Origin of the sequence: Paraburkholderia rhizosphaerae (assembly GCF_004366595.1) — a bacterium.
GTDB classification, from domain to species: domain Bacteria; phylum Pseudomonadota; class Gammaproteobacteria; order Burkholderiales; family Burkholderiaceae; genus Paraburkholderia; species Paraburkholderia rhizosphaerae.
In genome coordinates, this window is sequence record NZ_SORE01000023.1 from 1 (window position 1) to 25,236 (window position 25,236).

At 62.3% G+C, this 25,236-nt stretch carries 24 protein-coding genes; 9 read left to right on the plus strand and 15 right to left on the minus strand.

Annotation, left to right across the window (positions count from 1 at the left end; all coding sequences use genetic code 11):
* Positions 1 to 119: 119 nt before the first annotated feature.
* The 4 genes from BX592_RS25340 to BX592_RS25355 all read right to left on the minus strand — a co-directional run bounded on the left by BX592_RS25340 (position 120) and on the right by BX592_RS25355 (position 4,233).
* The gene (locus BX592_RS25340; protein WP_134195997.1) at positions 120 to 938 is read right to left on the minus strand and encodes an ABC transporter permease subunit; all 819 of its coding nucleotides are present in this window, start codon (positions 936 to 938) and stop codon (positions 120 to 122) included.
* A complete protein-coding gene (locus BX592_RS25345; protein WP_134195798.1) occupies positions 935 to 1,864 on the minus strand; it encodes an ABC transporter permease subunit in 930 nt (309 codons plus the stop codon). Before BX592_RS25345 ends, BX592_RS25340 begins: the two co-directional genes overlap by 4 nt.
* Positions 1,861 to 3,024: an ABC transporter ATP-binding protein gene (locus tag BX592_RS25350; RefSeq protein ID WP_134195799.1), complete on the minus strand. Its 1,164-nt coding sequence runs from the start codon at positions 3,022 to 3,024 to the stop codon at positions 1,861 to 1,863. The genes BX592_RS25345 and BX592_RS25350 overlap by 4 nt, the downstream gene beginning before the upstream one ends.
* A 105-nt stretch (positions 3,025 to 3,129) precedes the next feature.
* The gene (locus BX592_RS25355; RefSeq protein ID WP_134195801.1) at positions 3,130 to 4,233 is read right to left on the minus strand and encodes a polyamine ABC transporter substrate-binding protein; all 1,104 of its coding nucleotides are present in this window, start codon (positions 4,231 to 4,233) and stop codon (positions 3,130 to 3,132) included.
* A gap of 544 nt (positions 4,234 to 4,777) precedes the next feature.
* Here BX592_RS25355 and BX592_RS25360 point away from each other — a divergent pair.
* Positions 4,778 to 6,079 (plus strand): Nramp family divalent metal transporter, encoded by a 1,302-nt coding sequence (locus BX592_RS25360; protein WP_134195803.1) that lies wholly within the window; start codon positions 4,778 to 4,780, stop codon positions 6,077 to 6,079.
* 89 nt (positions 6,080 to 6,168) lie between these two features.
* On the plus strand, positions 6,169 to 6,372 hold the full coding sequence (locus BX592_RS25365; RefSeq protein ID WP_134195806.1) for a DUF1289 domain-containing protein: 204 nt from the start codon (positions 6,169 to 6,171) through the stop codon (positions 6,370 to 6,372).
* Positions 6,373 to 6,411: 39 nt separating this feature from the next.
* On the opposite strand, the gene BX592_RS25370 is transcribed toward BX592_RS25365, so the two are convergent.
* Both BX592_RS25370 and BX592_RS25375 read right to left on the minus strand, forming a co-directional pair.
* Positions 6,412 to 7,014: an OmpW/AlkL family protein gene (locus BX592_RS25370; protein WP_134195999.1), complete on the minus strand. Its 603-nt coding sequence runs from the start codon at positions 7,012 to 7,014 to the stop codon at positions 6,412 to 6,414.
* A 310-nt stretch (positions 7,015 to 7,324) separates the two neighbouring features.
* Positions 7,325 to 8,761, minus strand: a complete 1,437-nt coding sequence (locus tag BX592_RS25375) for an aldehyde dehydrogenase family protein (protein ID WP_134196001.1) — start codon at positions 8,759 to 8,761, stop codon at positions 7,325 to 7,327.
* A 250-nt stretch (positions 8,762 to 9,011) separates the two neighbouring features.
* On the opposite strand from BX592_RS25375, the gene BX592_RS25380 reads away from it, so the two are divergent.
* Positions 9,012 to 9,548 (plus strand): hypothetical protein, encoded by a 537-nt coding sequence (locus tag BX592_RS25380; protein WP_134195808.1) that lies wholly within the window; start codon positions 9,012 to 9,014, stop codon positions 9,546 to 9,548.
* Positions 9,549 to 9,633: 85 nt separating this feature from the next.
* On the opposite strand, the gene BX592_RS25385 is transcribed toward BX592_RS25380, so the two are convergent.
* A complete protein-coding gene (locus tag BX592_RS25385) occupies positions 9,634 to 11,226 on the minus strand; it encodes an ABC-F family ATPase (RefSeq protein ID WP_134195810.1) in 1,593 nt (530 codons plus the stop codon).
* 208 nt (positions 11,227 to 11,434) lie between these two features.
* Positions 11,435 to 12,328 carry an NAD(P)-dependent oxidoreductase gene (locus tag BX592_RS25390; protein WP_134195812.1) on the minus strand — a complete coding sequence of 298 codons (894 nt, stop codon included), beginning with the start codon at positions 12,326 to 12,328 and terminating at the stop codon, positions 11,435 to 11,437.
* Positions 12,329 to 12,586: 258 nt separating this feature from the next.
* Here BX592_RS25390 and BX592_RS25395 point away from each other — a divergent pair, with 258 nt between their 5' ends.
* Both BX592_RS25395 and BX592_RS25400 read left to right on the plus strand, forming a co-directional pair.
* Entirely contained in the window at positions 12,587 to 12,796 is a 210-nt protein-coding gene (locus BX592_RS25395) for a dodecin (protein WP_134195814.1), read from the plus strand.
* A 290-nt stretch (positions 12,797 to 13,086) separates the two neighbouring features.
* A complete protein-coding gene (locus BX592_RS25400; RefSeq protein ID WP_134195816.1) occupies positions 13,087 to 14,016 on the plus strand; it encodes a LysR substrate-binding domain-containing protein in 930 nt (309 codons plus the stop codon).
* A gap of 77 nt (positions 14,017 to 14,093) precedes the next feature.
* Here the strand turns inward: BX592_RS25400 and BX592_RS25405 are convergent, their stop codons facing one another.
* Positions 14,094 to 15,485: an 8-oxoguanine deaminase gene (locus BX592_RS25405; protein WP_134195818.1), complete on the minus strand. Its 1,392-nt coding sequence runs from the start codon at positions 15,483 to 15,485 to the stop codon at positions 14,094 to 14,096.
* 374 nt (positions 15,486 to 15,859) lie between these two features.
* On the opposite strand from BX592_RS25405, the gene uraH reads away from it, so the two are divergent.
* The 4 genes from uraH (at position 15,860) to BX592_RS25425 (ending at position 19,476) form a co-directional block, all read left to right on the plus strand.
* Positions 15,860 to 16,213 carry a hydroxyisourate hydrolase gene (gene uraH, locus BX592_RS25410; protein WP_134195820.1) on the plus strand — a complete coding sequence of 118 codons (354 nt, stop codon included), beginning with the start codon at positions 15,860 to 15,862 and terminating at the stop codon, positions 16,211 to 16,213.
* Between the two features lie 255 nt (positions 16,214 to 16,468).
* Entirely contained in the window at positions 16,469 to 17,662 is a 1,194-nt protein-coding gene (locus BX592_RS25415; protein WP_134195823.1) for a urate hydroxylase PuuD, read from the plus strand.
* A gap of 189 nt (positions 17,663 to 17,851) precedes the next feature.
* Positions 17,852 to 18,121, plus strand: coding sequence for a helix-turn-helix transcriptional regulator (locus BX592_RS25420; protein ID WP_134195825.1), 270 nt, complete (start codon positions 17,852 to 17,854; stop codon positions 18,119 to 18,121).
* Positions 18,118 to 19,476, plus strand: a complete 1,359-nt coding sequence (locus BX592_RS25425) for a type II toxin-antitoxin system HipA family toxin (protein WP_134195828.1) — start codon at positions 18,118 to 18,120, stop codon at positions 19,474 to 19,476. The genes BX592_RS25420 and BX592_RS25425 overlap by 4 nt, the downstream gene beginning before the upstream one ends.
* Positions 19,477 to 19,530: 54 nt before the next feature.
* Here BX592_RS25425 and BX592_RS25430 read toward each other — a convergent pair whose 3' ends face one another.
* The 6 genes from BX592_RS25430 to BX592_RS25455 form a co-directional block, all read right to left on the minus strand.
* Positions 19,531 to 20,043 carry an ureidoglycolate lyase gene (locus tag BX592_RS25430; RefSeq protein ID WP_134196003.1) on the minus strand — a complete coding sequence of 171 codons (513 nt, stop codon included), beginning with the start codon at positions 20,041 to 20,043 and terminating at the stop codon, positions 19,531 to 19,533.
* Positions 20,044 to 20,057: 14 nt separating this feature from the next.
* Complete coding sequence (alc, locus tag BX592_RS25435; RefSeq protein WP_134195830.1) at positions 20,058 to 21,068, minus strand: allantoicase; 1,011 nt, start codon at positions 21,066 to 21,068, stop codon at positions 20,058 to 20,060.
* A 67-nt stretch (positions 21,069 to 21,135) separates the two neighbouring features.
* Positions 21,136 to 21,657 (minus strand): 2-oxo-4-hydroxy-4-carboxy-5-ureidoimidazoline decarboxylase, encoded by a 522-nt coding sequence (uraD, locus tag BX592_RS25440; RefSeq protein WP_166676466.1) that lies wholly within the window; start codon positions 21,655 to 21,657, stop codon positions 21,136 to 21,138.
* Positions 21,654 to 22,604: an allantoinase PuuE gene (puuE, locus tag BX592_RS25445; protein ID WP_134195834.1), complete on the minus strand. Its 951-nt coding sequence runs from the start codon at positions 22,602 to 22,604 to the stop codon at positions 21,654 to 21,656. Before puuE ends, uraD begins: the two co-directional genes overlap by 4 nt.
* A gap of 147 nt (positions 22,605 to 22,751) precedes the next feature.
* A complete protein-coding gene (locus tag BX592_RS25450) occupies positions 22,752 to 23,627 on the minus strand; it encodes an aspartate/glutamate racemase family protein (protein ID WP_134195836.1) in 876 nt (291 codons plus the stop codon).
* A 31-nt stretch (positions 23,628 to 23,658) separates the two neighbouring features.
* Entirely contained in the window at positions 23,659 to 25,173 is a 1,515-nt protein-coding gene (locus tag BX592_RS25455; protein ID WP_134195838.1) for an NCS1 family nucleobase:cation symporter-1, read from the minus strand.
* Positions 25,174 to 25,236: the final 63 nt, after the last annotated feature.

A 25,236-nucleotide genomic window follows, 5' to 3' on the forward strand; every position in this document is an offset into this window, starting at 1 on the left:
GGTTCTTGCTCTTCTTTGTCACTGTCGTTTCGGTCATAGGACGTTATTTCCGTTATCGTCTCATGACCTCGACACACTAAAAATCTGACAGGCTCAAGGATGCAAGCACATAAAACGCGCTAAACCGCCATCTCCATCCGCTTCTTTTCCGCGCGCCGCATAAAAACGTTAGCTGCCACAACGCCGACAGAAACAACACCAATAAACAGAGTCGCCAGCGCATTCATCTCCGGATTCAACCCCAACCGCACACGGGACAGCACAACAAGCGGCAACGTAGTCGACCCAGGGCCAGACAAAAACGCCGACAGCACGACATCATCGAACGAAAGCGTAAACGACAACAACCACCCCGCAACCAGCGCCTGCGAAATCAACGGCAACGTAACGGAAAAGAACACCCGAACCGGCGTAGCCCCCAAATCAAGCGCCGCCTCTTCCAGCGCCGGATGAAGATCACGAACGCGCGACTGCACAATAATCGCGACATACGACATACAAAGCATCACATGTCCGATCCAGATCGTAACGATCCCGCGCCCCGCCGGCCATCCAAGCCACTGCCCCAACTCAACGAACAGCAATAGCAACGAAATACCCTGAATCACCTCAGGAATTACCAGCGGCGCATTGATCATCCCGGTGTAAAGCGTGAACCCGCGAAACCGCCCCATCCGCGCGAGCACGAACCCGGCCCACGTCCCGATCACGACCGACGCAAACGCAGTCAACAATGCAACCCGCAACGACAACCACGCCGCCGCGATCAATTCATCATCCTGACGCAGCGCCGAATACCACCGCGTCGAAAAGTTCGTCCACACCGTCACCAGCTGCGACTCATTGAACGAGTACACAACAAGACTCACAATCGGGATATACAGAAACAGAAACCCGATCCCCAACGCGAGCATCCGCAACCAACGATTCGGTTTCATCCGCGCTCTTCCTCCAACGCTTTCGCCTGCGAGTGCTGGAACAACGCCATCGGCACCAGCAACAGCAGCACCATCGCGCAAGTCACCGCGGACGCCATCGGCCAATCCGCGTTGTCGAAGAACTCATTCCACATCACGCGGCCGATCATCAGCGTGTTCGCGCCGCCGAGCAGTTCCGGAATCACGTACTCGCCGACCGCCGGAATGAACACCAGCATGCAGCCCGCAATGATGCCGTTCTTCGATAGCGGCAACGTGATCTGCCAGAACGCCTTCCACGGTTTCGCGCCAAGATCGTATGCCGCCTCGAGCAAGGTCAGGTCCATCTTTACGAGGTGCGCATACAGCGGCATTACGAGAAACGGCAGGTACGAATACACCATGCCGATATAGACGCCCGTATTCGTGTGATACAGCTCGATCGGCGTGTGAATCATCCCGATCGAAATCAGGAAGTTGTTCAGCAAACCGTTGTTCTTCAGGATGCCAATCCACGCATACACGCGAATCAGAAACGACGTCCAGAACGGCAGCATCACCATCATCATCAGGATGTTGCGTGTCGACGGATTCGAGCGCGCGATGTAATACGCCATCGGATAGCCGATCAGCAGGCAGATCAGCGTCGTGACCGCCGCGACCAGCAGCGAATTCAGATACGTCGCGATGTACAGGCTGTCCTGAAACAGAAACGCGTAATGCGAAAAGTCGAGCGCGATATGCAGCACGCCGTCCGTAAACGACGTCAACTGCGTGTAAGGCGGAATGCCCAGTTGCTGGTCGGCGAAGCTGATCTTGACCACCAGCAGAAACGGCACCAGAAAGAACAGCAGCAGCCAGATAAACGGCCCCGCGACCACCGCGGTCTTGCCAGTCAGCCGGAAGCGCCGCGCCGGCCACGTTGCGATTGCTTGCAGCGTGCTCATGACGTCAGCACCACGCCAGCCGATGCGCTCCAGCGCACATACACTTCGTCGCCCCAGGTCGGCGTGTCGATTTCCGACAACGCAAGGCTCGAGACATTCGCGATCACCGTCTTGCCGCTGTCGAGCTTCACGTGATACAGCGAGTAGCCGCCCATATACGCGATGTTCATCACGCTGCCCTTGCCCCAGTTGAACGCGCCCTCCGGCGGCTTGCGCGTCAGCGCAATGCGCTCGGGCCGCACCGAGATCGTCACCGGCATGCCGAGCGGCCCGGTGATGCCATGGCTCACATACAGCCGCACCGGCAGGTCCGGCGTCTCGATGTACACATGATCCGGCTCGTCCTCGACCACGTTGCCGTCGAACAGATTCGTCGAGCCGATGAACTCCGCGGAAAAACGCGTGTTCGGATATTCATACACTTCGTTCGGCGTGCCGATCTGCACGATCTGCCCTTCGCTCATCACTGCGAGCCGCCCGGCCATCGTCATCGCCTCTTCCTGATCGTGCGTGACCATGATGCAGGTCACGCCGACGTGATCGAGAATGTTGACGAGTTCGATCTGCGTGCGCTGGCGAATCTGCTTGTCGAGCGCCGACATCGGTTCGTCGAGCAATAGCAGTTTCGGCCGTTTGACGAGGCTGCGCGCCAGCGCGACGCGTTGCTGCTGGCCGCCCGACAACTGATGCGGCTTGCGCTTCGCAAAGCGGCTCATCTGCACGAGTTCGAGCGCCGCGTTCACGCGCTCGCGCATTTCGGCCTTCGGCACCCCTTCCTGCTTAAGGCCGAACGCGACATTCGATTCGACCGTCATATGCGGAAACAGCGCGTACGACTGGAACATCATATTGGTCGGACGACGGTACGGCGGCAGCGTCGCGAGGTCCACGCCGTCGATCAGGATCTTGCCCGACGTGACCGTTTCAAGGCCGGCGAGCATCCGCAACAAGGTCGACTTGCCGCACCCGGAACTGCCGAGCAGCGCGAACAATTCGCCCTTTTTCACCGACAGATTCACCCCCTTCACCGCGACCGTCTCGCCGAATCTTTTCACGACGTCGACGATCTGCACGAAGTTTTCCGCTGCTTGATCCGCAACGGCAGGATTGCCCGAAGGCAGCGCCCCGGCCCCCGCCGGCGCACCAGACTGATCGCTCATGATGTGCTGCTTTCCTGCTGCATTTGACGAACAAAGCCCCCGGTGAACACCGAGGGCTTGGAGATGACGCGCCCGCCCACGACGGCGGCGCTTATCGGAGGACGCTTAGCGGCCAGACTTGAACTCCGTCCACAGCCGTGTCTGCAGACGCTGGATTTCAGGCGGCAGCGGCTTCAGAAGGAACAGCGTCTTGACCACTTCCGGCGGCGGATAGACCGCCGGATCGTTCGCGACGTCCTTGTCCACGTACTTGCGCGCTTCCACGTTCGCGCTCGGATAGTAGACCGCGTTCGTGATCGCCGCGTGCACCTGCGGCGTCTCGATGTAGTTGATCCACTCGAGCGCGGCTTCCTTGTTCTTCGCGTCCTTTGGAATGGCCATCACGTCGAACCAGACCGGCGCGCCACCCTTCGGAATGTAATACTCGATCCTGTACGGCTTCTTCGCTTCGATCGCGCGGTGTTTCGCGATCACGACATCGCCCGACCAGCCGTATGCGAAACAGACGTCGCCACCGACCAGGTCGTTGATATAGCCCGACGAGTTGAACTGCGTGATGTACGGGCGGATCTTCTTGATCATCTCGAGCGCGGCCCGGTAGTCGGCCGGGTTCGTGCTCATCGGGTCCTTGCCCATGTAGTGCAGCGCGGCCGCGAACATCTGGTCCGGCGCATCGAGCACCGACACGCCGCACGCCTTCAGCTTCGAAATGTTCTCGGGCTTGAACAGGATGTCCCAGCTATTGAGTTCGACGTTCTTGCCGAGAATCTGCTGCACCTTGGTCACGTTGTAACCGAGGCCGGTCGTGCCGTACGCCCAGGGCACCGTGTATTTGTTGTCCGGGTCCGCGCCGGCGACGAGCGCCATCAGCGCCGGGTCCAGATACTTGAGATTCGGCAGCTTCGATTTGTCGAGCGGCGCGAAGATGCCGGCGGCGATCTGCTTGCCCGCGTAGTTGCTGGTCGGCACGACGATGTCGTAACCGGAGTTGCCGGTCAGGAGTTTGGCCTGCAGCGTGTCGTCGCTATCGTAGTTGTCGTACCTGACCTGGACGCCGGTCTGCTTTGTGAAGTTCGGGATTGTGTCCTTGGCGATGTAATCCGACCAGTTGTACACATTCAGTTGCGTATCTTTTGCCGCTGCCGGCACCCAGGGAACAGCGCACAGCAAAAGCGCCGCAGCCAACCGGCCCAACACCCGTTTTTTCATTCCGTTCTCCGATACTGGCCGGCCCAACGCCGACCGTCTACCCCGCTTATGCCGCGGCCATCGCGTCCGCGACTTCCCTGAAAACCCCGAAAACTACCACCAAACGTTGTGCGCCACAAAAAAAATCCCCCGATGTCGCACAAACGGTACAGCCAGCCGTGTCCGCGCGGGGTTCGCGTGTCCGATGCCGTGACTGACAAAATGCGCGCAATTTTATCGGGTTATCAGCGCGTGTCCACCTCAAACAAACCCGGCCAGCCTGGCGGTGTCCTGACAAAGCGGAAAGGCGCCGTGTACGGGCAGCGGATTGCGGCCGCCGGGCGATGCCCGATCGGGCCTGAAGCGGCACCCCGTCTGCCACTATAGACTGTCATAAAACCTGTGCGCAGATTCGCCCGGGGGGATGTCGGCGCTTCGCGAACGCCAGGCGCGAAGATGACCGGCCGCCCCGGTGCCGGCTCGTGGCGTTACCTGCACGGAGCCGGTATGGCGCGCACAGGCATGACGCTTGCCCCGTGCTGTGCGTGACCGACGAGGGTCTGCGATGAACACGAATCCATTTGCGTTGCGCCCCGCGCGCCGCCGCCAGCCGGACGGCGCGGCGCCGCGGCCTGCGCGCCGCCTGTCGTTCATCGGCGCTGGCGCGCTGGTCGCGGTCGGCTATATGGATCCCGGCAATTGGGCCACCGCGCTCGCGGGCGGCGCCAGCTACGGCTATCAATTGCTTGGCGTCGTACTGCTGTCGAGCCTCACCGCGATGCTGTTGCAATGGGTCGCCGCGCGGGTGGGCGTCGTGTCCGGCCGCGATCTCGCGCGGCTGTGCCGCGAGCGTTACAGCCGCCGCGTCGCGTTCGCATTGTGGATTGCCAGCGAGATCGCGATCATCGCGTGCGACGTCGCGGAAGTCGTCGGCAGCGCGGTCGCGTTGCAGATGCTGCTCGGCGTGTCGCTCACCGTCGGCGTGCTGATGTCCGCGGTTAGCACCTTCGCGATGCTGGCGTTGCAGCGGCACGGGCACCGCACGCTCGAGACGTTCGTCGTGACGCTGATTCTGTTTGTCGGGATGTGCTTCGTCGTCGAGCTTGCGCTCGCGCAGCCCGACTGGCATGCGGCACTCGCGGGCACCGTGCCGGACCCGCGCATCATCCGCGACGCCGGTATGTTGTGGCTTGCGGCCGGCATTCTCGGTGCGACGGTGATGCCGCACAACCTGTATCTGCATTCGGCGCTCGTCAAAGACGCGGTGCCGGATAGCAACGACGCTGAGATCGCGCGCGTGCTGCGCGGCGTGAGCATCGGCACATTCAGCGCGCTGTCGGTCGCGTTTCTGATCAACGCGGCGTTACTGATCATGTCGGCGGCGGTGTTTCATGCACATGGACATTACGATGTCACCGATCTCGCCGACGCGCATGCGCTGATCGCACCGCTCGTCGGCACGCACTGGGCCGGCATTCTGTTCGCGGCGGCCCTGCTGGCATGCGGGATGAATGCGACGGTGACCGGCACGCTTGCGGGTCAGGTCGTGATGGAAGGCTTTCTGCGGCTGAAGATGCCCCGCTGGCAGCGTGCGCTGCTGACGCGTGGGCTCGCGATCGGGCCTGCGCTCGTCGCGGTTGCGCTATTCGGACCGCATGGGTCGAACCAGTTGCTGGTGGCAAGCCAGGTGGTGTTGAGCCTGCAATTGCCGCTCGCGGTGGTGCCGCTCGTGCGTTTTGCCGCCGATACGCAGTTGATGCGCGACTGGCGCGTCAAGCGATGGCCACTTGGACTTGCGTGGCTGTCAGCGGGCGCGATCATCGCGCTCAATGGCGCGCTCGTGTGGCAGGTCGCGGTCGGGCGGTGAGCGGTGCGGCTTTTCGTTTACCATAACGGACCGCTCGCGCTTGCCGCATATTTCCCGCGCGTTGGCCCATTCCCGCGCAAGGCTTTTTGATGGCTTCGAACCTGCACGACCTCCCCGACAGCCCGTGTATCGGCGTCTGTTCCACGCTGTTCGACGAAGTGTGTAAAGGCTGTGGCCGCACCGCCGGCGAAGTCGCGAACTGGGTCTTTATGACCGGCGAAGAAAAGCGCGCGGTGTGGGAGCGAATCCAGCGCGACGGGACCGCGATGCGCTTCAAGTACGACAAGCTTTGAGCTAGCGCGCGCAGGGCGGGCACGGTCGGCCACACTGCGTCAGAATTTCATTCCGACGCCGACGCCGATCACCAGCGGATCGATACGCAACGTGCCGATCGGCGCACCGCCAAGCGTCGCATCGGTCCTCATCCAGATCTTCTTGATATCCGCGTTGACGAAGAGCGTCTTTGTGACCTGCACGTCGACGCCCGCTTGCAGCGCGGGGCCGAAACTGCTGCGACTCACCGCAATCGCCTGCCCGCCGGCCTGCAGGCCGTCATTGTAGAAATACGTGTAGTTGATGCCCGCGCCGACGTAAGGACGAACCTTGCCCTGATGGTTGAAGTGATACTGAAGCAGCAACGTCGGCGGCAGCACGTTCACGCCACCCAGTGCGCCAAGGTTCGACGTCACCTGATGCCGCGACGTCGCAAGAATCAGTTCGACGCCGATGTTGTCGCGAATCATGTACGTGAAGTCCAGTTCGGGCACGATCGCATTGTTCACGCCCACGTTTAGCGTAGCGAGCGTGTTGCTCACGCTCACCTGCGGCATGATGCTGATGCCGCGCAGGCGAACCAGCACATCACCCGTATGGATACCGCTTTGCACACGGCTGCCGGTGTCGTCGGCGCGGGCGGGTATCGCTGCGGCAAGCATGATCGCGAGCGTGCTGGCCAGCGCGACGCCTGATATTGCGCGCGCCGTTCCGTTTGGGTTCTTCCATTTCATTGCATTGCCCCGTTTTCGTTTCGGTCGGTTGATGATCGAAACGATTGTCGGGCGCAAGCGCGTTCGCGCTATTGACGCTTGTCAACGCTGACAAATATGTGCGGCGACCTGCGGCCGAAGGTCGCGTGAAGCAACGAGACGCGTGCAAGATGCGAAGCGCGTGCAGGAGCAAACCTGCACGCGCTTTCTGTGAGCGATCGGTGGAATTTCGTGCCGGCCGTATCGCGGCGCCGGCGCTTCAGGCAGGCTTGTTGACGGCGAGTTGCAGCGCCTTGTATTCGAGATATTCGTCGAGGCCGTACGCGCCGTTTTCGCGGCCGTGACCCGACTGCTTGTAGCCGCCGAACGGCGCGGCCGCGTTCCACGCGCCGCCGTTGATATTAACCTGCCCGGTGCGCATGCGCCGCGCGACGCCGAGCGCGCGCTCGTCACTACCCGACCATACCGCGCCGGCCAGACCGTACACCGAATCGTTGGCAATGCGGACCGCTTCGTCATCGTCCTTGAACGTGAGGATCGACAGCACCGGGCCAAAAATCTCTTCTTGAGCGATCGTCGCTTTCGGGTGCACGCGGCCGAACACGGTCGGTTTGACAAAGAAGCCCTGTTGCACGCTATCGGGCATGCCGGGGCCGCCGGTCACGAGCTCAGCGCCCTCCTCGATCCCGCGCGCGATGTACTGCTGCACGCGTTGCTGCTGGGCAGCCGACGCCAACGGTCCAAGACGCGTTCTTTCATTGCGCGGATCGCCCGCGATATAGGTTTGCGCCGCGCTTTTCGCGAGCGCGCGGGCTTCGTCGTAACGGCTTTCGGGCACCAGCATGCGCGTGTGCGCGGAACAGGTTTGGCCCGAGTTCAGAAAGCAGGCGCTGACCGTTGCCTTGACCGCAGCGGCAAAGTCCGCGTCATCGAGAATCACCGATGCGGACTTGCCGCCCAGTTCGAGCGCGACACGCTTGACGCTCGCCGCGGCAAGCTCGGATACACGCTTGCCCGCGCGCGTCGAACCGGTGAACGACACCATATCGACCGACGGGTGCGACGCCAGCACTTCGCCGACAACCGGCCCATAGCCGCTCACGAGATTGAAGACACCGGCAGGCAATCCTGATTGATCGATTGCCTCAGCCAGCACGAACGCGTTGAGCGGCGCGATTTCCGACGGCTTCAGCACGACGGTGCAACCTGCGGCCAGCGCCGCGGCAACCTTTAGCGTGATCTGATTGAGCGGATAGTTCCACGGCGTGATCGCCGCGACAACGCCAACCGGTTCACGCACGACCAATGAGTGGCCGACGGTCTCTTCAAATGGAAATTCGCAGGCAAGGGCCGCGTACGCGTTCCAGTTTTGCACCGAACTGGCGACCTGAATCGCGCGCGACAGCCTGACCGGCATGCCGACTTCGCCGCAAATCAGCGCCGCCAGTTCGTCCGTGCGGGCCTTGAGGTTGTCGGCGATCTTTTTCAGGTAGATGCCGCGCTGTTGCGGCGGTGTCGCGGCCCAACCGTCGAACGCGGCGCGGGCCGCAACGATCGCATTCTCCGCGTCGGCCTCGATGCCTTCTGGAATGCGTCCCATCGTCTGCTCGGTCGCCGAATCAATCACGTCGATCGTACCGGTGCCGCACGGTTTGAGCCATTTGCCGTCGATGTAGAGATGGTCGTAGGTCTTCATGTCGGTGCGGTCCATGTCTGCGTCGGATCGGATCATTCTACTCGCGCGGCATACGCGCTTCTCATCACTTGTCCTTGACGATGCGAGCAAAAGAAGGACCTGCGTTGCCGGAAGCGGCCTGAGTTACAGGACGAGCGGAGGCAAGGATAGCCATTAGCGGGGCGTCATCTTACAATTCGCTGCCGCAGTGGAGACCACCACGCGGATAACACAAACGAAACGTCGGCTCGACCGACACGGGGATAGGAAAATGAACAGGATCTACAGACTGACCATGACTGCCGCATGGCTGGCCGCCGCGATCACCGCCACCGCGGCACACGCAGCGGAACCCCAGGACGATGACGCCACCGAGGTGGACCTGCCGGCTACCGCATCAGCCGCCGGCGTATCCGCTGCAACACCCGCTGCAACACCCGCTAGCCAGCCGGCCGGACATCTGGTCGAGCTTCCCGCCGGACTCGGCGACTTTTGCTTCTTCGCACATCTGCCGCCGGCCGATCAGAAATACGAGGTCGTCAAGAAACTCAAGGTGGGAAAAGGCACTTACGGCGGCGTCAACGACATCCTGCCGAAACTGGCCGAAAACGCGCGCACGCGCGGCGCGGATGCGATCATCGAATATGGCGGCTCGCAACGCTTCGGATTCTGGCCATGGCGCATGGTCAGGCCCGTGGTACGGGGCGTCGCGGTCAAGTGGACTGAGCCGAAGAGCGTCGATTGCGAAGCGATTGGCGGCACGAAGCTGAGCACGATCCTGACGACGAATCAGGCGCCGGAGAAGTAACGTGTATTGAGTGTGCGCCCCTATCCAATCAGGACAAGGGCCACAGCATGATGGCGGGAATTGAACGGGCGTCCTCGCGGGACCGTTACTCGACGCCCTGACTCGCCAGAAAATCTTCGTAGTTACCGCCGAAATCATTCAGCGTGCCATCGGTCTTCACTTCGATGATCCGGTTCGCCAGGCCGCTGACGAACTCGCGGTCGTGCGAGACAAAGATCAGCGTGCCATCGTACTTCTCCAGCGCGATCTGCAGCGACTCGATCGATTCCATGTCCATATGGTTCGTCGGTTCGTCCATTAACAGCACATTGTGGCGGCCGAGCATCAGCTTGCCCCAGATCATGCGGCCCTTCTCGCCGCCCGACAGCACCTTCACCGACTTGCGGATATCGTCCGCATTGAACAGCAGCCGGCCGAGCGTGCCGCGCACCATCTGCTCGTCGTCGCCTTCCTTGCGGTACGTATCGATCCAGTCCATCAGCGTGACGTCGTCCGGGAACTCTTCGTACGTGTCCTGCGGCATGTAGCCGACGTTGGCGTTCTCCGCCCACTTCACCGTGCCGCGATCGATCGGCAGATTGCCGAGCAGCGAGCGCAAGAGCGTCGTCTTGCCCGCGCCGTTTTCACCGATGATCGCAATGCGCTCGCCCGGCTGCACGCTGATGCTGAAGTTCTGGAAGATCGTGCGGTCATACTTCTTCGTAATGCTGTCGGCGACCACCGCGATGTTGTGCAGCTTCTTCTCGTACTCGAAGCGGATAAACGGATTCTGCCGCGACGACGGCTTGAATTCCTCGATCTTGATCTTGTCGATCATCTTCAGGCGGCTCGTGGCCTGACGCGCTTTCGACTTGTTGGCCGAGAAGCGGCGCACGAAGTCCTGCAGATCGGCCACGCGCTCCTTGGCCTTCTGGTTGGCGGCCTGCTGGCGCTCACGCGCCTGCGTCGACGCCAGCATGTAGTCGTCGTAGTTGCCGGGCCAGACCTTCAGCGTGCCGAAATCCATGTCCGCCATATGCGTGCAGACCTGGTTCAGGAAGTGGCGATCGTGCGAGATGATGATCATCGTCGAGTTGTACTGGTTGAGCACGTCTTCCAGCCAACGGATCGAGTTGATGTCGAGGTTGTTGGTCGGTTCGTCGAGCAGCAGCACGTCCGGCTTCGAGAACAGCGCCTGCGCGAGCAGCACGCGCAGCTTCCAGCCCGGCGCGACGTTGCTCATCGGACCGTTATGAAGATCGATTGCAATGCCGATGCCCAGCAGCAGTTCGCCCGCGCGCGCTTCGGCCGTGTAGCCATCGTACTCGGCGAACTTCGCCTCGAGCTCGGCCGCGTGCATGTAGTCGTCGTCGGTCGCTTCGGGGTTCGCGTAAATCGCGTCGCGCTCGGTCATCGCGGCCCACATCTCGGTGTGGCCCATCATCACGACGTCGAGCACGCGCACGTCTTCATACGCGAACTGGTCCTGGCGCAGCTTGCCCAGACGGATATTCGGCTCGAGCATGACGTTGCCCGAACTCGGCTCCAGGTCGCTGCCCAGAATTTTCATGAAGGTCGACTTGCCGCAGCCGTTCGCCCCAATCAGCCCGTAGCGGTTCCCTTCCCCGAATTTGACCGAGATATTTTCGAAGAGAGGCTTCGGCCCGAATTGCATCGTGATATTGGCAGTAGACAGCACGGCGCGTACCTTTGAGATAGTGATCCGGCGTGGATCGCTGAAAAACCGAATATTTTAGCAGCATATCGTGTTGCTCGGGCCGGCCTCCGCCATGTGCATTCGCTGTGCCAGTTGTGGCGTCCGCTGTGATGCGTACCGCGATGTACACCGGTGATGCACACGAGGATGCACTCTGCCGCCGACGTGCATCTCGATGCCGGCAGCCGCTTTACCGGCGCTGGCCCGGTTGCAGCACGTCGATGAAAGCAGAAAAATCGGCGTCCGCCAGGCCCATCGCGGCCGCCAGACGCAGCAGCTGCTGGACGGTGCCGGCCACCGGCATCGGCGTGCCCGTTTCGTAAGCCGTCGCGGCGATTGTGTCGACGTCTTTCTGGAACGTGCGCAGCGCGCCGATCGGCGCATCGCCGCTGCGCGTCATCCGCGGCACGAAGGTTTGCAGCAGCACGGAATCCGCCCACCCGCCACTGAGCGCTTCAGATAACCGCGCGGCGTCGATCCCGCTTCGCTGCGCAAGACTGACCGCTTCGGCGATCGCGGCGACCGTCGCGGTGACGATCGACTGATTGCACAGCTTCGCGGTTTGACCCGCGCCGACGTCGCCCATATGGGTGACACGCGCCGCATACGCGCCGATCACCGGTCGCACCGCCTCGACGTCGGCCACTGCGCCGCCCGCCATCACCGCGAGCGTGCCGGCCGTCGCGCCGGCCACCCCGCCCGACACCGGCGCGTCGACCCAGCCAATGCCCGCGGCGGCCGCGCGTTGCGCGAGACTGCGCGTCGCGGACGGCGCGATGCTCGAGTGATCGACGATGCGGCGAACGCGCGTCGTTCCGGCTGCGCGCCGTGCGGCGCTGACAATGCCGTGTTCGGCATCGAACACCACCTGCTCGACCGCGCTCGCATCCGATACGCACAGGAAGATCAGCTCCGCGCAGCCGGCCAGCGCGCCGGGTGTCGGCGCGACCCGGGCGCCGTCTTTCACCAGTGCATGCGCTTTGTCAGGACTGCGGTTCCATACGTGAACCGTGTGCCCCGCTCGCAGCAGATGCCGGATCATCGGTGCGCCCATCAGACCCGGGCCGCAAAAACCTGCTTCCATTGTTTCGATTCCTCGTCGTCGATTGATTGGTGCCTCGCGTGGCGTGCTGTCCGCATCGCCATCACCGCGGCGCCCATCATAGCGCCGCGTGTTGGCGCGCGTGGCTAAACGGATTGCACATCGCCGGTCGCCGATCGCCAGCCACCTGTCGCGCACTGCATCGCATGCGCGCGCGGGCACGTCAACTGCGTGCAAATCCGGGGGATTCGCCGCAGGCGCATTACCTATACTTTTTTCGACCCCCACCGGAGGTACATCATGAGCGAGCACGTCTACAAGACGATAGAAATCACCGGCTCGTCGCCGAAATCCAGTGACGACGCGGTTCGCACTGCAATCGACAAAGCGTCCAGGACCTTGCGCAATCTCTGCTGGTTCGAAGTGATCGAAACGCGTGGGCATATCGACGCGAATCAGATCGCGCATTGGCAGGTGACGATCAAGGTCGGGCTGCGTCTCGAAGACTAGCGCGCGACATTCGCGTCGACAGGCTGCGCCGCGCCCCATGCGGGCGCGGCTTTATCTCGTCCGGCGGATCCGCCGTCCTCCGCATTTTCCTTGCGCAAATCGCCCCCTTTCGCGGGGCCGATTTCTCTTTTCCCGGCCAGTCCCGTCTTACCGATAGGGACACGCCGCCTGTCGGCACGCCGCACCCTTTATTGCGGGAAAGCCGCCCTTGACGGTCCACCTCCTCTATATTAAAACTGATATGCCCCCACTGTTTCACGATCAGCCTCGACATATATTCCGGAGAAGTGATGAGCCAGCAACGCGAGGCGATCGACACCTATTTACTGCGCGTGTTGCACACGCTGCTGATGGAACGCAGCGTCACGCGCGCGGCGGTCAAGCTCAACCAGTCGCAGCCGGCGATCAGCGCCGCGCTGCGGCGTCTGCGCGACATCACCGGCGACCCGCTGCTGGTACGCGGGAAATCCGGCATGGTGCCGACCGAATATGGGCTGCGGCTGCTCGAACCCACGCAAAACGCACTGCGTGAAATCGAGCGAATCAGGTTCCAGCAGCACAGCTTCGACCCGGCGACGTCGATCCGTTGCTATCGGATCGGCTGCCCGGACTATCTGAACGTGCTGTTCGTGCCGACTGTCGTCGAACGCTTCCGCCTGGCCGCGCCGAACGCGACGCTCGAATTTCATTCGCTCGGCCCGGCCTTCGACTATGAGCTCGCGCTCGAGGACGGCAAGCTCGATACCGTCGTCGGCAACTGGCCGGAGCCACCCGAGCAGTTGCATCTGTCGAATCTGTTCGTCGATCAGATCGTCTGTCTGATGGGCAATACGCATCCGTTTGCGAAGCGCGGCACGATCACGCTCGACCAGTACCTGAACGCGCCGCATCTCGCGCCGACGCCGTATTCGGTCGGCCAGCGCGGCGCAATCGACGTGCATCTCGCGCGCGAGCGGTTAAAGCGCCACGTCGTCGTCACGCTGCCGTATTTCAATCTCGCGCCGTATGTGCTGATCAAATCGGACCTGATCTTCACGACGACGCGCCTGTTCGCCGACTACTACGCAAAGTTCCTGCCGTTGACCGTGATGCCCGCGCCGCTCGACTTCCCGCCGATGCAGTACTACCAGCTATGGCATGAGCGCGTGCATTACTCCGACGAAGTGCGGTGGCTGCGTAGTCTGGTTGCGCAAGCCACGCGCACGCTGATCGAAAAGTGACGCGAGTGACGCGCCCGCGCGGGCGGGGATCGGTGGTCAGGTGACGTGTGTTCATGTATTGCGCGGCGTTCGCCACGTCATGCAGCGGCTTCGGTCAGTTGCCGCGCCAAACGGTTGTGCCGCTCGATCAGCGGGCCGAGTTCGACGGTACTCAACACGCCATCTTTCACGACTTGCCTGCCGTTGATCACGCTGTGCGCGACCTGTGAAGGTGCGCAGAACACCAGCGCCGCCACCGGATCGGACAACGCGCCCGCAAAAGCGGGCTGCCGCAGATCGAACGATACGAAGTCCGCCGCCATGCCGGGCGCAAGCGCGCCGACGTCTTCGCGGCCCAGCACCGCCGCGCCACCGCGCGTCGCGATCTCGAGCGCGTCTCGCGCGGTCATCGCGTCGGGGCCGAAGCCGACGCGCTGCAGCAGCAGCGCCTGGCGGACTTCGGCCACCATATGCGAGCCGTCGTTCGACGCGGAACCGTCGACGCCCAGACCGACCGGCACCCCTGCGAGCCGCATCCGTTTGACCGGCGCAATACCGGATGCCAACCGCATGTTCGAGCACGGACAGTGCGCAACGCCTGTGCCGGTCCGCGCGAACAGGTCGATGCCCGCATCGTCGAGCTGCACACAGTGCGCGTGCCACACGTCACGGCCGACCCAGCCGAGATCGCCAGCGTACTGAGCCGGCGTCATGCCGAACTTCTCGCGGCTATACGCGACATCGTTGATGTTTTCAGCCAGATGCGTATGCAGCGACACCCGGTAGTGCCGGGCGAGCACGGCGGACTCACGCATCAGGTCGCGACTCACCGAAAACGGCGAACAGGGCGCGACGACGACGCGCAGCATCGCGTAGCGCCCCTCGTCGTGATACGCCTCGATCACGCGCTGCGTGTCTTTCAGGATGTCCGCTTCGCGCTCGACCACCGCGTCAGGCGGCAAGCCGCCATCGCGCTGCCCGACGCTCATGCTGCCGCGGCTCGCATGAAATCGCATGCCGATCCGCTGCGCCGCTTCGATGCTGTGATCGAGCCGGCAACCATTCGGATACAGGTAAAGATGATCGCTCGATGTCGTGCAGCCCGACAGCAGCAGTTCGGCCATCGCGGTCAACGTCGATACCTCGATCATCTCCGGCGTCAGGTGCGCCCATACCTTGTACAGACTCGTCAGCCAACCGAACAACTCCGCGTTCTGCGCGGCCGGCAGAGCGCGCGTCAGGGTCTGATACATGTGGTGATGGGTGTTGATGAGCCCGGGCATCACGAGGTGACCGCCCAGGTCGAGCACTTCGTCCGCCGTTTGCGGCAATTCGGCCGTTGTGCCGACTGCGACGATCTGGCCGTCTTCGATATAAAGCCCGGCATCGCGCAGCTCGCGTCGCGCATCGTCCATTGTGACGAGTACGTCCGCGTGCTTGACCAGCATGGTGTTGCGTTTGCCGTGGGTGTTGCGCTGCGTCGCAGTCATCCGTTCCTCCTTGATCGCCATCACCTTCGGCGTTCAAAATCGGCTTGGCAATGCGTGCTGGCGCGATACCAGAGTTCATCGCGCGCATATGGTTGGCTCGTTGCGCCCATGCGGAGCGGCGGCTGGCATGGCGCAATGGCGCCGACAGCGCGGCGCAGCCGTCCAGCGGCGCCACAGCGCGTGCTTATGCGTCTGCCATTATCTTTCCTATCGCGGCATCGGGAGCTGCGTCATTGTTTCTACAATGCATGTCACGGCGCTCGCCTGAATCCGCCGACGGGTATGTAGCCACAGACGTGGAGCCTCGATCCGGTCGCTTTGCAAACGGATCATGCCGCCGCTGAAACCTCGCACTCACACAAGGAAAATCGCGAATGGGCAAGCTCACTACCCACGTGCTCGACACCGCGAACGGCCGCCCCGGCGCGGGCATCCGGATCGAACTCTTCGCGCTTGCAGGCGATACGCGCCGCGCGCTGAAAGCCACCACCACCAATGGCGACGGACGCTGCAACGAGCCGCTGCTCGAAGGCGCCGCGTTCGTCACCGGCGAATACGAACTCGTGTTTCATGCAGGCGACTATTTCGCGGCAGCCGGCGTGCAATTGCCGCAGCCGCGCTTCGTCGACCGCGTCGTGCTGCGCTTCGGTGTCGCCGATGCGACTGCGCACTATCACGTGCCGCTGCTGGTTTCGCCATGGTCGTATAGCACGTACCGCGGCAGTTGAAACGCAGCTGGGCAGTAACTGGGCGGCAACGGCGCAACCCGCGCGACGCGTAGCGCGGTCAGCGCCGCGCTCCGCCGGGAACCGGCTAAACGCCCGGCGGATAACAACATCGGACACGCCCCGGCATGCATCGCATCCGGACGGCACAAAACCTGGCGGCGTGCATCACCCGCAGCAGGCGCGGTGCTTCGATCGACACACATTTTCAGGCGATCGGCGCCGCGCCCGCGACGAAATCGGACGTGGAGGAGTTTCATGGAAGGCTTTATCACCGACTGGCTGAATCTCGCGATCCGCTGGTTTCACGTAGTCGCGGCGATCGCGTGGATCGGCGAATCGTTTTACTTTGTCGCCCTCGACAACAGCCTGAAGCCGCCGCAGGACCCGAACCAGCGCCGCCGCGGCGTGTTCGGCGAGTTGTGGCACGTGCACGGCGGCGGCTTCTACAACATGCAGAAGTACACCGTCGCGCCGCCTGAGATGCCCGACGACCTGCACTGGTCGAAGTGGCCGTCGTACACGACTTGGCTTTCCGGCTTCGGGCTCTTCACCGTGCTTTATCTGTGGTCGCCGAACACTTACCTGATCGATAAGAACGTGCTCGACATGGGGCCGGTCGTGGCGATCTTCTCCGCGCTCGGATTCCTTGCGGGCGGCTGGATCCTTTACGACTCGCTGTGCCGCCTGCTCGGCAAGAACGACCGCGTGCTTGGTATTTGCGTGGCGCTCGTCGTGCTGGCCGGCGCGTGGCTCGCGTGCCACATCTTCGCCGGCCGCGCCGCGTATCTGATCATGGGGGCGACGCTTGCGACCATCATGTCCGCGAACGTGTTCTTTGTGATCATTCCGGGCCAGCGCAAGATGGTCGACGCAATGCTCAAGGGCGACACGCCGAACCCGATCTACGGCAAGCGCGGCAAGCAGCGCTCGGTGCACAACACGTATTTCACGCTGCCGGTCGTGTTCGCGATGCTGTCGAACCACTATGCAATGACGTACACGCACCCGTACAACTGGGCGGTGCTGGTTGTGATCATGCTCGCGGGCGCGTTGATCCGGCAGTTCTTCGTGATGCGTCATCGCGGCCAGGTGCTGTGGTATCTGCCGCTTGCGGGCATCGCGCTGATGGCAGGCGCGCTCGTGTGGACGATGCCGAAGCCGGTCGTGCCGCAGGCCGAGGCGGCCAATGCGCCGAAGACCAAGGTGGCCGACATCGCGCCGATCCTGCAGCAGCGCTGCGCCGCATGCCACTCTGCGCATCCGACGCTGATGGGGAGCGCGCCGGCGGGCGTCATGTTCGATACGCCGGCCGAGATTTCGCAGAACGCGCAGCGGATCTATCAGCAGGCGGTCACGCTCAAGGCGATGCCGCTCGGCAATATCACGCAGATGACTGACGACGAGCGGCAGAAGATCGCTGCGTGGTTCCAGGGGGGCGCGTTGCAGTAGATGTGACGGTTTATGCGAGATGTGGGCGCGCGACGTGTCTAGCGGAGCAGAATTTGTAGCCCTCGGGCTACAAATACCTCCATTTTCGTGAAAATGTAGCCCAAGAGATACAAAATTAGAGGTAGAGATTGTCGCTCTTGGGCTACAATAACCGGTAGTTTTGTAGTTTTTGACGCCCAAGGGCCACAAATGACCACCCTCGCAGATATCTCGGACATGCTGAAGGACGCCCGCCGTGAGGCCAGTCTCTCGCAGGAGGAATTGGCGCGCAGGGCTGGAGTCGCCCGTACCACCGTGGCGCGTATGGAAACGCTCGCAAAGGGTGACATGAGCGTCTCGGTACTCGTGAGACTGCTGGAAGCCGCCGGCTGCGATCTGAAGGTCGTTGCGCACGGCTTCAGTCGCACTCTGGAAGACATCCTTATCGAGCAGCGCGCCGCACCGGGGCCGAATGGATGAAACTCGACGTCCATGTAAGGGGCCGTAAGGTCGCGTCACTCTTTCGCGAGCGCGACGAGTACGTGCTGCAATACAACGGCGATGCAACGCCTTCGGACTTCGTCAGCCTGACAATGCCGGTGCGAGAAGCACCGTGGCGTTGGCCGCGCGATCTGCACCCGTTCTTCCGGCAGAACTTGCCGGAAGGATATCTGCTTGGTCTGATCCGTGAGCAGTTCGGTCCTCTGCTCGACGGCACCGATCTCTCGCTGCTCGCTGTTGTCGGTGCGATGGGCATCGGGCGTGTCACGGTGACGCCCGAAGGGGTACCGCCCGGTATTGAATTGCATCCGCTGGATATCAAGGACATCCTGCGCGGCGACAACACGGCCGGGCATTTTTCGGCGCTTGTGCGCGATTACGCGCGTGCCGCGATCTCCGGCGCCGTGCCGAAGTTCATTGCGCCCGACGCGTCGGCTTCCGGCGCGGGTGCACCGCCTGTCAGCGCCGTGGCGCTCGGCAAATCGACGATCAAGACCAGTCGTTACATCGTAAAAGGCTCCGACGAAAACACCCCTTTTCTCGGCTTCAACGAGTTTTACAGCATGCGCGTACTCGAGCATGCGGACGTGGCACCGGTTGCTCGCACTCAGATGTCCGACGACGGCCGGGCACTGGTCGTCACCCGGTTCGACGTCGACGAACAAGGTCTGCCCGCTCTTGGCGTCGAAGACATGTGTGGTCTACTCGGCTTGCCGCCGCACGAAAAATACAACTCGACTACCGAGAAAATGCTGAAGGCGGCGAAAGCTTATCTGCTATCGCGCGACAACCTCCGACTGCAATTCGAACAACTCGGCTGGCACTTGCTGGCAAATTACGTCGTGCGCAACGCCGATTGCCATACAAAGAACGTCGCCCTCCTCTATTCAAACGCCGACGATGTCGCCTTCTCGCCTGTTTACGACATCGTGACGACGCAAGCGTATCCACGCTTTGCCGCGAATCCGCCGGGCTTGTCCATTGAAGGACGCAAGACGTGGGCGCCCGGCAAGACGCTCGAGCGTTTCTTCAATACGCGCATGGGCATTCCGCCGCGACAGTACGCCGACATGGTCGAGGCATTATGCGAATCCGCGGTGGAGGTCGGTCATCAGGTTATCGAAGCGGCGCGTAACGAACCGCAATGGCGTCATGTTGCAAAACAGATGCTGCATGCGTGGAACGACGGCATGGCGTCGTTACGGAGCCCGAAGAAAGGGCTAGCGCTTAAAGGCCTGAGCCAGGCTATCGAAGCGGCGGGATTCTCTTCCGCGCAGCCGGCCATACCCGCGCGCGAGGTGATCGGGCATTCGCCATTGCTCGCCAGGCGCTAGACGCGAATACGCGGAATCAGGCGGCCCGCGCTATCGCGGATCGCCCTGACAACATCAATACGTGGCAACGCTTAACGCTTCATCCGTCAGCCACAACGAGTCCGGCAGATCCTGCTCATTCAGATTCAAGCCATCGCCGCCGCGATCGACGACGATAAAATCGCTGACTTCGCCCAGCGCGATCAGAGGATGGTGCCAGACACCCTTTGCATAGTTCACGCCCTGCCAGCCGCATGTGACGAACGCGCGAACGGCGTGCGGATCGAGTTCGCCGGCCGGCGCGACGACAACCAGGTAGCGCCGTTCATCAAACGGAATGAATGCCTGGCTGCCGAGCGGATGCCGCTCGAGCATCTTCACTTCGAATGGCAATACACGCGGCTGCCCGCGAAACAGATTGACGAGCGTGCGGCCGCCGCCATCGCTGACGTCCACCTTCGCGAGGTCGTGGTAGCGGATCGTCGTACCCAGATTAATCGGAATCTGTTTCGCGCCTTCCAGTTCGATCACATCGCCGAACGGCGCAAACGCATCGCGCGTCAACGGTTCGATGCGCAGCGTTTTCATTTCATATGCGATGTTCATGCGAGCGTGCTCCACAAGCGCAGACGGGATACCCCGCCGTCCGGAATGATATTGAAGCGCACGTGCGTGACCGGCCCGAGCGCTTCAAGTTCGCTTTCGAAGAAGTGCTGCTTGTCCATCTGCAGTTTCTGCTCAGCGAGCAGAACCGGCCAGAACATCGCTTGCGTGATCAGTGAACTGTCGGTGCCGCCGGTCACATACGCGGCCTGGATCGAGCAGCGGTCCGGATAATTGCCCTTGAAGTGCGCGGTGTCGACTTCCACCTTGCGGATCACGCCGGGCTGCGCGAGCGCGACGATCGCCCAGTCGTTACCCGGCTCGCGGCGCCGGCGCGTTTCCCAGCCGTCGCCCATATTGACGCCGCGGCCCGGCATCAGGATGGTCGACGCCGCGCCGAAGTGCTGGTTGTTTGCGCCGACCAGATATGCGCCGTTTTCCATCGCGGCGAGATCGAACAGTTCGGTACGGCTTGCGCCCGCCCAATCGACTTGCGGCTGTCCATACACGCGCAGGCGCGCGATGCCGCCGTCCGGATAGATATTCACGCGCACGTGCGTGTACGCGTTCGGGTCGGTTACGTCGAGATAGAGGTGGCTGTTGCCTTGCAGCGTCGTCGACGGGATGATCTGCGTCCATTGCGTCGACTGATTCGGTGCGCCATCGACGATGCGCGCCGCTTCCACCGATGCCGCAGGCGGGAAATTACCGGTGAAATGGCTCGTATCGAGGTCGAGTCCTTTGATCGTGCCCGGGCGCGCGAGCTTCACGACACACCAGTCATAGCCGGTCGTGCGCTTGCGGCGGGTTTCCCAGCCGTCCATCCACTTGCCGTGCTCGTCGTATTTGCCGGGGATAAAGACCGCCGGCTCCGGATTGAGCATCCGGTCTTTCGGCGCGAAAAACTCGTCACTCGCTTCGAGCGCTTGCGCGCCTAGCCGCGGGTCCGCGAGATTCACATAGCGGCGCGTGAAATCGGGTGCATTCGGGTCGAGAGTCGGGAGTGCCATCGTTGTCTTCCTTGAAGTCTGTTTTGATGCGTACAGGCGCGTACGCGGTCTAAACGTCAATGCGCGTTCAATCGGCGATCAGGTCGTCGAGCCGGAAACGCGCGATCCGATAAATCTGCTCAAGGCTTGTATGCAGTTCGTTCGCACGACTGTTACCGACGCGCGCCTCGAAGTTCGCGATGATGCCGTGCCGGTCGTAGCCGCGCACCGCGAGAATGAACGGAAATCCGAACTTGTTTCGATACGCGGCATTCAGGCGCACCAAAGTGTCGAACTCATCCTGCGTGCATTGATCCAGGCCCGCGCCGCTTTGCTCGCGCGTCGATTCGGCGGTCAGTTCGCCGCGTACCGCGGCCTTGCCCGCGAGTTCCGGGTGCGCGTTGATCAACGCAAGTTGCCTCGCCTCCCCTGCCGTTTCGACGATCAGCGACATCTTGCTGTGCAGGTCATCGATGCTGGTGAACGGGCGCAATTCGGCGGCCGCTTCGGCGACCCACGGCGAATGTTCATAGATGCCCGACAGCGTGTCGGTGAATGCATCCTTCGACACGCGGTTCAACTGAGCCAAGGTCGTTTGCATCGCTTTCACGCGGTTTTCCCGCATTCCGGTTGCTGATAAGGATGGTGTTCGCGCCAGTGCCGCGCGATGTCGAGACGGCGCGTGACCCACACGCGGTCGTGCTGCTCGATATGATCGAGAAAGCGCTGCAACGCGCGAAAACGCCCTGGACGCCCGAGCAGTCTGCAATGCATACCGATCGACAGCATCTTCGGTACGGCGTCGCCTTCTTCATACAGCACATCGAATGCATCGCGCAGATACGTGAAGAAATGGTCCGCGGTGTTGAACCCTTGCGGCGTCGCAAAGCGCATGTCGTTGGTATCGAGCGTGTACGGGATAATCAGTTGATGCGTGTTCGCGCCGCCGGTCACGTCGACTTCCATCCAGAACGGCAGATCGTCGCCGTAATTGTCGGAGTCGTATAGAAAGCCGCCGTACTCGGCGACCAGCCGGTGCGTATTCGGACTGTCGCGCCCCGTATACCAGCCAAGCGGCCGCACACCGGTTACCCGTTCGATCGCTTCCATGCCCAGACGCATATGCTCGGCTTCACGCTCCGGCGTGAAGTCCTGATAGTGAATCCAGCGGTACCCGTGGCAGGCGATTTCATGTCCAAGTTCGACAAACGCGCGCGCGACCTCCGGATTACGCTCGATCGCCATGCCGACACCAAACACCGTGAGCGGCAGTGCGCGCCTTTCGAACTCGCGCAAAATGCGCCACACGCCGGCCCGCGAGCCGTACTCGTAGATTGACTCCATGCTCATGTGCCGCGCCGGATACGATGTCGCGCCGACGATTTCGGACAGGAACTGCTCCGATCCGGCATCGCCGTGCAGCACGCAGTTCTCGCCGCCCTCTTCGTAATTGAGCACGAACTGCACGGCGATTCGCGCGCGCCCGGGCCAGTTCGCTTGCACCGGATCACGGCCGTAGCCGATCAGGTTGCGTGGATAGTTCGGATCGTGTGACATGATTTGAGTTGAATCAGCGGTTGACTTGAGCACATCGCGTGGCGTGATGCACAGTCGGCAACACGGGCTCACGCACGCCGCAGCACGGGTGAGCCAGTGTAGCCAAAACGCCCGGGGGCGCGCATACACCCGGGCGGATAGTGCGGGTCAGACCGGGTGTATGTGCGTGCGCGGTATGGCGGTCTCTTCGGCACGCGCGCCGCGCACTGTCGGGACACCCGCGCTTGCGCCGGCCGTCGTGTTCGCCGGATGGCTCGCGTTTACCCGCAGCGAACCTTGCGCGTCGCCTTCCGCCGGACTGTAGCGCGCAAGCGCACCGTCGTAGCGTTTCGCCAGTGGCCGCGCGTAGTCGCCGCGCTTCGCGGTCGCCAGGCGCAGCGCGATCAGCGCCTCCGTCCACTTGACCGCTGCCGTCACGCCTTCGACCACCGGTGCGCCGACCGCATCCTCGATTTCCGCACACAGTTCGACCATCCCCGCGCAGCCGAGCACGATGGCGTCCGAACCATCTTCGTCAAGCGCGCGCCGGCACTCGTCGACAATGATCCGGCGCGCGGCCGAACCCGGCTCGTCGAGATCGAGCACCGCGACGTCGGTCGCGCGGACGTTGCGGCAAAAACGCTTCATTCCGTAGCGTTCGGCGAGGTGCCATGCCATCCCGCAGGTGCGCGACAGCGTCGTCACCACCGAGAAACCTGGCGCGAGCACACTCGCCGCGTGCATCGCCGCCTCGGCGATGCCGATCACCGGACCGCGCGCGACCTCTCGTGCCGCGTACAGACCCGGGTCGCCGAAGCACGCGATTACGTAGCCATCGCAGCCTTCGCGCTCGCCGGCCACCACTTCAGCCAGCAGACCTGGCGTCGCGAATGCCTCGTCGTAGTAGCCTTCGATTGAAGGCGGGCCCATCGGCGGGCTAACTGCAATCACTTCGGTGCCCGGCGCGACAACGTTGCGTGCGCAACGACCCATTGCGTCGGTCATTCGCTGGGTCGTATTCGGGTTGATCAGCTTGATACGCATATCGACTCCTGTTGCTGCGCGCGAGCGCGCTTTACTGCATCGCAATCGCGTTCTTGCGCGCGAGCATCCAATAGAACACCGCACCGAGCGCCGCGCCGACGAACCATGAAAAATTCGCGAGGCCACCAAGCGCCGGCACCATTACGCACAGCACGGCGATCACTGCCGCCGGCAGCAACGCGGCGACTGCGCGATAGTTGACGCCGTTGCGGTACCAGTATGTGCCCTGCTCCGACACGGTGTACAGATCGTCGAGCACGATCTTCTGGCGCTTCACGAGATAGAAGTCGACGATCAGCACGCCATACAGCGGCCCGATAAAGCTGCCGAGCACATCGAGCGTGTAGTGGATCACCGCCGGGTTGTTGAACAGGTTCCACGGCGTGATGAAGATCGACGCGACCGCGGCCAGCATGCCGCCCGCGCGCCAGCTGATCAGACGCGGCGCGACGTTCGAAAAGTCGAACGCGGGCGAAACGAAGTTGGCGACGATGTTGATGCCGATCGTTGCAATGGTGAACGTGAGCGCGCCGAGAATCACCGCGGTCGGATAGTCGATGCGGCCGACCGTTTCGACAGGATCGGTAATCAGTTCACCGAACACCGGCAGTGTCGCGGCAGTCGTGATCACGGTTACCAGCGAGAACGCAAGGAAGTTGACCGGCAAGCCCCAGAAGTTGCCGCGCTTTACGCTGCGGAAGCTTTTGCCGTAGCGCGAGAAGTCGCCGAAATTCAGCATTGGGCCCGAGAAATAGGATACGACGAGCGAAATTGCGGTGATCATCACCGGCACGACTTCCATCCCGTGATACTTGACGCCGCCCAGGTTGATCCCGATGTTGTGCCAGCCGGCGCGCCACACCATATAACCGGCGAGAATAAACATCACGACATAGACCGCCGGGCCCGCGAAATCGATGAACTTCTTGATCGTCTCCATCCCGTTCCAGAACACGAACGCCTGCAGCACCCAGAGCAGCATGAAGCCCGCCCAGCCGACGGTCGACAGCCCCATCAGGCCGTGACGATGCACGTCCGCGTACGGCAGCAGTTGCGGAAAGAACTTCAACACGACGATCACCAGCGCACTCGACGCGAGGTACGTCTGAATGCCGTACCACGCGACCGCGATCAGGCCGCGAATCACCGCCGGCACATTCGCGCCGAGCACGCCGAATGTTGCACGGCACGCGACCGGATAAGGCACGCCGTTTTGCTGGCTCGGTTTCGCAATCAGGTTGCACAACACATTGACGAGCGTGATGCCGACCAGCAGCGCGATCAGCACCTGCCAGCTGGTCAGGCCGAGCGCGAACAGGCTGCCGGCGAACACATAACCGCCAACGCTGTGCACATCGGACATCCAGAACGCGAAGATGTTGTACGCGCCCCACGTCTGTTTGTGCAACGGTGCAAGGTCTTCGTTGTACAGACGTTCGCTATAACCCGCGGGCAGCCGCGTATCGATCGCCGTCGCATCGCCGGCGCTGCTGTTGTCATAGGCGGGAATAGCCGGGTTGCCCGGCGCTGCGCTGAACTGAGCCATGAACTCCTCCAAGGATTTGGGGACCATCGGTTGCAAGCCGGGTACGAAGCCCGGGGTCAACAG